Source organism: Pseudomonas sp. EA_65y_Pfl1_P113 (assembly GCF_963970525.1).
Classification (GTDB): domain Bacteria; phylum Pseudomonadota; class Gammaproteobacteria; order Pseudomonadales; family Pseudomonadaceae; genus Aquipseudomonas; species Aquipseudomonas tritici.
Genome location: NZ_CAXAQM010000032.1, coordinates 47,832 through 56,125, shown reverse-complemented (window position 1 = coordinate 56,125; position 8,294 = coordinate 47,832). Strand labels below are relative to the sequence as shown.

The 8,294-nt window shown below is 58.2% G+C and carries 5 protein-coding genes and 1 rRNA gene; 2 read left to right on the top strand and 4 right to left on the bottom strand.

Annotated elements, in window-relative coordinates; genetic code table 11:
- Positions 1-188: 188 nt before the first annotated feature.
- Both rrf and AACY52_RS22875 read left to right on the top strand, forming a co-directional pair.
- Positions 189-304: ribosomal RNA gene (rrf, locus tag AACY52_RS22880) — 5S ribosomal RNA — on the top strand.
- 394 nt (positions 305-698) lie between these two features.
- Positions 699-2,579 (top strand): methyl-accepting chemotaxis protein, encoded by a 1,881-nt coding sequence (locus AACY52_RS22875; protein WP_339421222.1) that lies wholly within the window; start codon positions 699-701, stop codon positions 2,577-2,579.
- Between the two features lie 45 nt (positions 2,580-2,624).
- Here the strand turns inward: AACY52_RS22875 and AACY52_RS22870 are convergent, their stop codons facing one another.
- Genes AACY52_RS22870 through AACY52_RS22855 form a run of 4 tightly spaced genes read right to left on the bottom strand, consistent with a single transcriptional unit; the run spans position 2,625 to position 8,178 of the window.
- Positions 2,625-3,083 (bottom strand): SRPBCC family protein, encoded by a 459-nt coding sequence (locus AACY52_RS22870; RefSeq protein WP_339421224.1) that lies wholly within the window; start codon positions 3,081-3,083, stop codon positions 2,625-2,627.
- Positions 3,084-3,101: 18 nt separating this feature from the next.
- Complete coding sequence (locus tag AACY52_RS22865; RefSeq protein ID WP_339506997.1) at positions 3,102-6,479, bottom strand: amino acid adenylation domain-containing protein; 3,378 nt, start codon at positions 6,477-6,479, stop codon at positions 3,102-3,104.
- Positions 6,476-7,423 carry a diiron oxygenase gene (locus AACY52_RS22860; RefSeq protein WP_339560806.1) on the bottom strand — a complete coding sequence of 316 codons (948 nt, stop codon included), beginning with the start codon at positions 7,421-7,423 and terminating at the stop codon, positions 6,476-6,478. Before AACY52_RS22860 ends, AACY52_RS22865 begins: the two co-directional genes overlap by 4 nt.
- Positions 7,420-8,178 (bottom strand): DUF3050 domain-containing protein, encoded by a 759-nt coding sequence (locus AACY52_RS22855; protein ID WP_339560805.1) that lies wholly within the window; start codon positions 8,176-8,178, stop codon positions 7,420-7,422. The genes AACY52_RS22860 and AACY52_RS22855 overlap by 4 nt, the downstream gene beginning before the upstream one ends.
- Positions 8,179-8,294 lie beyond the last annotated feature (116 nt).

Here is an 8,294-nt window from a genome sequence, read left to right as displayed (position 1 = left end):
TCCCGAACTCAGTAGTGAAACGATGCATCGCCGATGGTAGTGTGGGGTTTCCCCATGTGAGAGTAGGTCATCGTCAAGATTAAATTCCGAAACCCCTGTTTGCTAACGCAAACAGGGGTTTTGTTTTTGTAGAAGTTCATGAATTTCATCGGCACGTTGCGAATGCAGCGAACCGGTACACAGAATTTCTTGACGACCATAGAGCATTGGAACCACCTGATCCCATCCCGAACTCAGCAGTGAAACGATGCATCGCCGATGGTAGTGTGGGGTTTCCCCATGTGAGAGTAGGTCATCGTCAAGATTGAATTCCGAAACCCCTGTCTGCTAACGCAGACAGGGGTTTTGTCGTTTAGATCAGCAATTCTGTATTGCTGTCAGACCTGATTGATCACCCGGGCATCCAGCCCGCAGTTCGCTGCATTATTGGTTGGTTTCATTTTCTATCGCAGGACCTAGACCAAGGTGCCTAAGCGCTCAAAGCGTTCGTTATCCAATCCTTGTACGACAACCATCGGTCGGTTTCCTGCGAAAAATGGCAATCCATCTTACATTTTCCTAAGTTTTGCCTCGGCTTGGCCGAAAGCCTGACAAGCCATGCGTGCACCGAGATAGAGCGGTCCAAGACTCCGCCTATAACGTTACATGGAATGTCCACTCGGCACGCTAACCCCCCTTTGGCAAAAGAAGTCGATGAAATGAATCTCAAGTTCAGTCATAAAATTCTGTTGGCCGCGTCAGGCGTTGTGGTTCTGGCCTTCGCGTTATTTACTCTCTACAACGACTACCTGCAGCGCAGTACCATCAAGCAGAACCTAGAGTCGTCCATCGCGCAGTCCGGTGAACTCACCGCCAGCAGTGTGCAGAACTGGCTTAGTGGGCGAATATTGGTGCTCGAAAGCCTCACGCAAAACGTCGCCCACCAAGGCGGTTCTGCCGACCTCCCTGGTCTGGTCGATCAACCGGCCTTCACCTCAAACTTCCAGTTCACCTATGTTGGCCAAACCAACGGCGTGTTTACGCAACGCCCGGACGCGAAAATGCCCGACGGCTACGACCCGCGTCAGCGCCCTTGGTACAAACAGGCAGTGGCTGCGGACAAGCCCATGCTTACACCACCGTATATGGCCGCAGTGGGTGGGCAGATCGTGACCATCGCGATGCCGGTGAAAAAGGACGGTGAATTGCTCGGCGTAGTCGGCGGTGACCTGAGCCTGCAGACCTTGGAAAAAATCATCAACTCGGTAGACTTCGGCGGCATCGGCCATGCGTTCCTAGTGAGCGGCGACGGCCAGGTCATCGTCAGTCCTGATCAAGGGCAGGTGATGAAAAACCTCAAGGACATCTACCCCGGCACTCAGTTACGCATCGAGAAGGTCAGTCAGGAGGTCGTTCTCAACGGCCAGGACCGCATCCTGTCATTTACCCCCATCAGCGGTTTGCCCGGCGCAGATTGGTATATCGGTCTGTCGATTGATAAAGACAAAGCCTACGCAGCATTGGGCAAGTTCCGTACTTCCGCGCTGATTGCCATGTTGATCGCCGTGGTTGCGATTGCCGTGCTCCTGAGTGTGCTCATCCAAGTACTGCTGCGGCCTCTTACCACCATGGGTGTGGCGATGCAGGACATTGCGCAGGGCGAAGGTGACCTGACCCGTCGCCTTGCTGTCACCAGCAAGGACGAGTTCGGCGAAGTCGGCAGCGCGTTCAATCAATTCGTAGAACGCATCCACGCATCGATTTCGGAAGTGTCTTCAGCAACGCGCCAGGTGCACGACTTGTCCCAGCGTGTAATGGCCTCGTCCAATGCCTCTATCATCGGTTCTGACGAGCAAAGCGCACGCACCAACAGCGTGGCCGCTGCGATCAACGAACTGGGCGCCGCCACTCAGGAAATCGCGCGTAACGCCGCCGATGCCTCGCAGCACGCCAGCGGAGCCAGTGAGCAGGCCGATGATGGGCGCAAAGTGGTGGAGCAAACTATCCTCGCAATGTCGGCGCTGTCGCAGAAGATCAGCCTGTCCTGCACGCAGATCGAAACCCTGAACGCCAGTACTGACAACATTGGTCACATCCTTGATGTGATCAAGGGTATTTCTCAGCAAACCAACCTGCTCGCACTCAACGCCGCCATTGAAGCGGCACGTGCCGGTGAGGCCGGTCGAGGTTTTGCGGTGGTCGCTGACGAGGTGCGCAACCTGGCTCACCGCACCCAGGAGTCGGCCGAAGAGATCCACAAAATGATCACCTCGCTGCAAGTGGGCTCGCGTGAAGCGGTTACCACTATGAATGCCAGCCAGGCCTCCAGTGAAGAAAGCGTCGAGGTCGCCAACCAGGCGGGTGAGCGGCTGGTCAGCGTGACGCAGCAGATCGTCGAGATCGACGGCATGAACCAGTCCGTCGCCGCCGCCACCGAAGAGCAGACAGCCGTGGTGGAAACGCTCAACGTGGACATCAACCAGATCAACCTGCTGAACCAACAGGGCGTGGCCAATCTCAATGAAACCCTGAAGGATTGCGATGCGCTGTCGCAGCAGGCCAATCGATTGAAACAACTGGTCGATAGTTTCAAGATCTGACCCGCTGATTGATCGGGCAGGGGCGAGTGGCCTCGCTTCTGCCGTTCAGCCAAGCAACCGACGGACATTGTCCAGGGCGCGGTTGGCGAAGTCCTGCACAAACTGTTCAAACCCTGCGTTTGCCTCATCCATGGGCTCTGCAATAATCGTCCATGTCACCCTGGAACACTCCGCTCCTAGTGCTTCAACGCGGATCGCCGCCCATAACCTGGCCACGCCCAGGGTGTTATAGATTGTGGTCCAGGTCATATGCATGGCCTGCTCGTCCCGGCTATTGAGCTGCTCCACCACACAGTTACCATCGCGGAAAAATTTTGTACGCAAGGCGCCCACACCTGTGGCTGTCATTTCGATATGCGTCAGGTCAGGAATGAACACATCGAAGCCTGAAAAATTCCCCACCATGTTCCACAGGCGGGAGGCATGGCAGTCGACCACGACCGACGCGACTATTGGCTGGCCGTCCGGGTTGCGAATTAACGTATCGGGTTGCAGTGGTTTCATGAGGTTGTCCTGAGGCGTTCAAAGAAAGCCAATGGCCTTGAGGTAGTTGCAGCCTTTGCTCAACAGCGCCGAATCTTTTTCGGGGTAGTGTGCCCCCATCTGCTGGACGCCCTGCCGCGCATTGTCGTGGCGGATCATTGAGGTGTCTCCGATGTCTTCGTCGAGGCGCTCGAGATAAAAACCAAGCACGCCAAACAGTGCGTTCTCGTGGCTGACCGTTCGTATCTCCTCTTGCCAATGTGCAATGCTCACCCGCCTGAACCGGTGACCCGCTCGGCTGAAAGCATCCAGGTAACGCGCCCAGCTCAAAGGTTGTGGGTTGTGCAGGTTGAACACACTGCGATTGGCTTGAAAGCGGGTGCAGTGGAATGCAATGAAACGAGCCAGGAAATCCACCGGCATCAGGTCGAAGTTCAACGCCAGCCGCGGTACCAGGCCAAGTTGAAGTGAGCCCTTGAGCATCAGCATCAGCCGATTTTTCTGCGGCTGGCAGACCCCCGTGCGGCTATGGAAGCTGATATTGCCGGGGCGATGGATATTCACCCAGGCTCCGTGCTCCACCGCACGTCTCAGTTGCCGCTCGGCGACCCATTTGGACAGGTTGTAGCCATTCTGGATGTACAGCGGCAGCGTGGTCGCGGCGGGTGCCTCGAGGACATAGCCCTGGGTGTCCATGCTGCTTGAGGCTGACAGCGTCGAGATAAAGTTGAAGACCTTCTTGCAGTGCGTCTCACACAGGCGCAGGCATTCGAAGATGGGGTCAACGTTGTCCCTGGCCAGTGATGCGTAGTCCATCACGTGGTTGACCCGTGCCGCGTTGTGCACCAGCACACCGAAGTCCCGGGTGAGCGTGTCGTAAGCGTCGTTGGCCAACCCCAATCGAGGCAGGCTGATATCGGCGGCGAATACCTGCACCCGGCTCAGGTCCAGATGCTCCAGGCGGTACTCGCGCAACGCTTGGGTAAACCGCATCATCGCCGAATGCCCCGGCTCTTCACGCACCAGGCATGCCACCTGGGTTGCATGATCGGCCAGCAACGCCTCGACGATATGGGCACCAACAAAGCTGTTGGCCCCTGTTACGATCACTTTGTGCGGGTCGCCTGCGCGGTCCTCGGACAATATGTCGAGTGACCACTCCTGTTGTGCGTCGTGAACCGCCTGGCTAGAGGGCGCATCGGGTCGTTCCCCGTCCTCCACCCACGTTGCGAGGGTACGAATAGTCGGCGCCTCAATGAAGCGGCTCAACGAGAAGCTGCGGCCGAATTGTTCGCGAAAACGCAGTAAGAGGGTCGACAGCAAAATCGAATGGCCGCCGAGTTCAAAGAAACTCTCATCAATAGACAATTCATCCATGGGCAACGCCAGCAGTTCGATCCATAAGCGGGTCAATCGAATCTGAAGTGGGGTGTGCGCCGCATTGCTGGCAGTCTGCGAAACGGATTGAGCCGGTAATGCGAGCAAGGCTGCCCGGTCGACTTTGCCGTTGCTGGAACATGGCATGTGCGGCAACAGGCTCCAGAAACCGGGGTGCATGTAATCCGGCAGCCACTGTCGCGCGTGTTGCTGCAGGGCCGCCACGGTGGCCCCCGGTTCGGGTTGAGCGACAAAGCTACGGATCCTGCGGTCATGGTCAATCACCACTGCGACCTGGCGATACAGCCGGCTGTTACGCAAGCACTGCTCTATCTCTTGGGGCTCGACCCGAAAGCCGCGGATTTTCACCTGATCATCACGGCGCCCCCCCAGCACAATCCCGTCGGCGGTCCACTGTGCCAGATCGCCGCTGCGGTAAGCCCTCAGCGATTGGCCCCCAGGCACCGCCAGCTCCACGAAAGGGCTGGCAAGCTGTTGCCGCGCGTTCACATACCCCAGGCTCACTCCGGGGCTGATGATATATACCTCGCCCATGACCTGTTCATCTACCGGCTGCAGGTTCTCGTCAAGGATCAGCACCTGGCTGTTGGCGATGGGGCTTCCGACGTTGCGGTTGCTATCACCGGGGAGCAGCGTGCGATGGGTGACCAGCACCGTGGCCTCCGTGGGCCCATAGAGGTTGTGAAATTGGCACTGCCCCGCGAGGCGTTCGATTACATGGGGCTCGCACACATCGCCGCCGGTGAGCAGGTGCGTCAGGCCCAGCGGTTGATCGAGTGGCAGAATGCTCAGCAGCGCAGGCGGCAGGAAGGCGTGGGTGACGCGCTGCCGGTGGAGCAGATCCAGCAGTTGCTGAGGGTCTTGTCGTTGCTCTGCGCTGGGGACAATCAACTCGGCCCCTGCTATCAAGGTGGGGAAAATATCGATCAGCGAAGCGTCAACGCTCAAAGGCGAAAATGGCAGGACGCGGCTCAGCTCATCCAGGCTCATACAGGACCTGAACCAGGCCGTGAAATGCGCCAGGTTAGTCTGGCTGAGCAGCACACCCTTGGGTTGACCCGTGGTGCCTGATGTAAAGAGCGTCATGCAAGGACCGTCGGCGGGCGGGCGAGTCTGCATCAACGGACGCATGACGTCGGCGCTCCGCGGGTCGACCTTGCTGACATCCAGTGCAGTGAAGCGTCCTCGCAAGGGGTGCTGACCGGCGTCAAGCAATACCCGAGCTTGCGTGCTCTCAAGCATGACCTGATGGCGCTGAACCGGGTGGTCCGGACCCAGCGGTAGATACACGGCTGCGCAGCCCATCACCGCAAGAATGCTGGCGTACAACTCGATGGATTTTTCCAGGCACACGCCGACCACCGTTGGCGCCTGCCCAATCTCCAGCAACGGCTGTAGTTGCTGCTGTATCGCCAAGGCGTGAAGCTGCAATTGACGATAGATCACTGTGTTGCCGGCGATGTTCAGCGCCGGCCGATCGGCGAAGGTGCGAAGGCTGGCCTGCAACTGTTCGATCACGGGTACCTGGGCTTCCCGCATGACAACAGGGTCTTCTGTGCGGTTGAGCCGATGGACAAATGCCAGCGCGTCAAGCGCGTCCAAGCCTTGCTCGGGCCATTCATTGGCGGCCGCGTGCACAGAGAAATATCCAGTGTCCCGCGAGAATCCACTCACGTGCAGCGCGACCCACTCCACCAATGCATGGGTCACCCGCTGGCGCAGCCGTTGGCCGTTGCCACTGGGTTCTTCGGTGATGCCAAGCACAGCCGACAATCGCCGGTTGGGCCCATAGGCGCGCAGTTGCAGCGCGGGTAGCCCGTATTCGGTTACCGGGCCAACACCCAGGCGCAGGCTGAACACTGGGAGTCGATCTGCTGAGGCCCGCAGCGACTGACTGCCGTCATCGATCAACAAGTCGATGCCTTCATCACTCATGGCATGCCCATACTGCTCCAGCGCTTGCCTGAGGGAGGCCAAGACGCTGCTGGTGCCAGCAAACCCGATGGTCAGGCGCCTCATGTCAGCCTCCCGGGCACTGGCAAGTAATTGTCCAGCGCTTGCGCCACACTCGGCGTTTGCAGCAAACCGCTGTGTTGCAGGAAACCCAGAATGTTGTCCATCAGCGGGTGCCGACGGGTGATCGGGAAGGCCAGTGCCGTCACTTCATCGCGCAATGCGTTGCGCAGGCTTTCGCTGGTGTCGACGTGTTCGATCAAGTGCAGGTCGAAGTTTTTTTGCAGGTCGTTCGTCAGGTACTGAGCCAAGAATATCGGCAGCACCTGAGCGATGCTGTCGCGGTCTTCCGCGCTCGCCGTGTGCCAATACAGGCGTACGAGCCGTGTCCAGAATTGCGCGTGGCGGCCCTCATCAAACAGGTGATCGGCCATCAAGCCACGGATCGACGCTTTAACACTGGTGTCCTTGGCGAACGCCGCCACATCGTGGGTCACGGTGTTTTCGGCAATGGCCACGCCAATCAGTGCTATTGCATCGCGCAGGTGGGCTGGCGCCTTGGCCTGGGCCGCAGGCAACGCACGGTTCAATTCAATTTCCTCCGGTGGCTCCAACGGTTGTATGCCGGTCATGGCAACGGTTTGCTGGAGGAAATCCAACGCAACCAGCGCGTGGTAGTCCTCGTCCACGACAACGGTCATCGCATCTACGCGGCAGGCAAGCGGGAAGGGCACCGAGAAGCGATTCTTGGCAATGCTGCGCGCAGTCTTGTCGACGATCTCAGTCTCGAAGATCACCACGTCGTTGATGAATTTGTAGAAGCTTTGCACCAACACGAAATCGCGCCATTGCGGGCAGTGTTCGAGAAAGGTTGCACAGAGCACCAAGGGCTGGCGGCACACCGGGTAGATCAGCTTGTCATCGTCTTCCAGCAAACGGCGAGGGCGTGTGCGGATGGTTGCGCGGCGCTCCCAGTCGTCGGCAATGGCGTGGTAGTCGGCTACGCTCATGGGTGCACCTCCCTCAGAGAGGCCTGAACCTCATCCCAGAATGCGATACGGCTTTGCACGGCCGAGAGGGCGGCATTGGTGGCCTGTTGCGGGTACGCCGGGTCTGCACTGACAAGGCGTTGGAGCAACTGCTCTGCTGCTGGGCCATGATGCTGGGCGTCCAATTCGATGTGACGCTTGAGGTAAGCGCACAGTGTCGGCGCGTGGCGACGGATAAGCTCATCAGATTGCAGGATGCGTTCGAATATCATCGGGATGACATGCTCGCGACCGTGCAGGAATGTTGCCGCCACACAATGGGTAGGCGCGTTCAGCGCGAGATGCAATGTGCCACTGACGAAGCGGGCCACGCCGGGAAGAATTTCGACCTCACGCAAGGCGGCAGTCGCTTCCATGCCTTGGCGTTGCAGCGCAACAAAGCGTTTGATCGGCGAGGTGCTGGCGCCCACTTCGGCCATGGCCTCCAGATAGAGTTCGAAGTGGCTGCAATAGCCTTGCTCGGGATGCTCGTCTGACTCCTCACTCAGCACGACCTCATTGATCAGGCGAGCTGCTTGCGGGTCGGCAGGTGGCAGCCAAGGCAGGCGCGTGCAGGTCAGGTCCCGTTGCAGACGTTTGGCGAGGGTCATGAAATCCCAGACCGCAAATATGTGGCTTTCCATAAAAAGTTGTAACTTTCGCAGGGAAGTTATTTCTGAAAATAACGAATGGCTGCATAACTGCAATTTTGCTGTTTCAAGTAACGGTTGATGCATGGTTGGTGCCTATAAGTTGTTGCGTCTGCTGTGAAAAACAGCGATGAGTTCTTGTGGTTGGCAAGAAGTGAATAGGTATGGGCCAGCCTTACGCGTGCAGGGCGCTTCTGATGAGG